Here is a 1,690-nt window from a genome sequence, read left to right as displayed (position 1 = left end):
GGAAAATTTCAAGCTAGTTGTCGCCTAAATGTAAAAAGTCATGCGGCTATTTTGTTCTGGTTGGCGGCCTCCTGGTTTGTGGTATGGGGAGTGTTTGCGTACCGGTCCGTTCGGGATTGAGATACACGGTATGGACTCTGTTCCAGCGGCGGGCCTGTCGGCTCCAGCGCCGAGGCTGTCGAGCCTTGGCTTGTTCATACAGCGCCTTGCGTTGAGCTAACAGCGCCTGGTCCAAGCCGGCATGGCGTTGCGCCGGCGTGACAAAGCCGATGGCGCTGTGGCGGTGTTCGTGGTTATACCATTGCACGAGATCGGCGCCCCAGTGCCGGGCTGCCGTCAAGTCGGCAAAGGGTTGCAACGGGTATGGCGGACGGTATTTCAACGTTTTGAATAAGGCTTCCGAATAGGGGTTGTCGTTGCTGACGGCCGGGCGGCTAAACGACGGCATGACGCCGAGCCGCTGCAGGGTCGCGAGCATCGTCGCGCCCTTCATCGGACTGCCATTGTCCGAATGCAGGACGACTTGCTGTGGCTGCAGGCCTTCGCGGTGATAGATGTCTTGCAACAGCTCGCTGGCCCAGTGGCTGCTTTCTTCCTCGAACACCTGCCAGCCGACGATCTGGCGACTAAAGAGGTCGAGAAACAGGTAGAGATAATAAAACCGGCCTTTGGTCGCCGCCGGCAGGTAGGTGATGTCCCAGCTGTAAAGTTGGTTTGGCGCAGTCGCACTCAAGGCTTTGGGCTTGGTGCGAGGCTGGCTGGGGCGTTCGCTACGGCGGTGCTTTAGTTGCTTTGCGGCTGTCAGAATACGGTAGAAGGTCGATTCGGAGGCCAGGTAAATCCCCTGGTCGGCCAGACGCGGCACGATCTGGCTGGGCGGTAAATCGGCAAACTCATCCGAATTGGCCACGGCGAGCACTTGGGCGCGTTCTGCCTCGGTCAACGCATGTGACGGCGTGTAATGCCGTTGCGGCCGCCGATCTTCCGTCAGTGTTCCACCAGCCTGCCAGCGTTGCAAGGTGCGCGGACTCAGGCCCAGTACGGCACAGGCCCGATCCTGGCGAGCACCGGCCGCCGTGGCCTCGGTGACCGAGTCGATCAACTGTTGGCGCTGCTGAAGGCAGGTCATTCGGCCTCGCCCCCCAACAGCGCCCGCACCTTTTTTTGCAAGATCAACAAGGCGGCGGCTTCGGCCAAGGCTTTCTCCTTACGCTGGAGTTCGCGTTCCAGGCGCTGATTCTCGGCCTTGAGGCTACGCAGGTTCCGGCTTTCTTCGCGGCTTGAACCGGTGCTGGTCGCCGTGCAAAATTCGGTTTTCCACTGCGCCAGTTGATGGGCAAATACGCCACGCTCCCTGCACCAGGCATTCAGCGCCTCGCAGCTCAAGCCATGGCTTTCCTGGAGGGCCAGCAAGCGTTCTTCGGGACGCCAATCTTGAGGCCGCTGGGCGGGCTTGGATTTGGCAGGACGGTTATCGATCGATGGGGAGTGGCTCATCCAGGTTTTTAGGGTATGTATGCTCAGGTTTAATTCGTCGGCAATCGCTTGAATGGATCGATTGCCCCGGCTGTAGACTTTCGCCAATGCTTGTTCTTTATACTCATCAGAATACTGCTTTTTGGAACGGCTCATAGTTAATCTCAAATTTCAAAAGGAATGAAAATCTGAGGCGACAACTATTCTGACGCAG

The 1,690-nt window shown here is 58.2% G+C and carries 1 protein-coding gene; it reads right to left on the bottom strand.

Annotated elements, in window-relative coordinates:
* Positions 1-46 precede the first annotated feature (46 nt).
* Positions 47-1,632, bottom strand: a protein-coding gene (locus tag NP589_RS21480) for an IS3 family transposase (protein WP_256608795.1) whose coding sequence is annotated in 2 segments (ribosomal slippage) — positions 47-1,155 and positions 1,155-1,632 — 1,587 coding nt in all. Because the reading frame shifts where the segments join, the coding sequence is not laid out codon by codon here.
* Between the last annotated feature and the right edge of the window lie 58 nt (positions 1,633-1,690).

It is taken from the genome of Methylomonas rosea (assembly GCF_024505055.1).
Classification (GTDB): domain Bacteria; phylum Pseudomonadota; class Gammaproteobacteria; order Methylococcales; family Methylomonadaceae; genus Methylomonas; species Methylomonas rosea.
The sequence above is the reverse complement of the archived record's forward strand: the minus strand, read 5'-3'. Positions and strand labels throughout refer to the sequence as shown.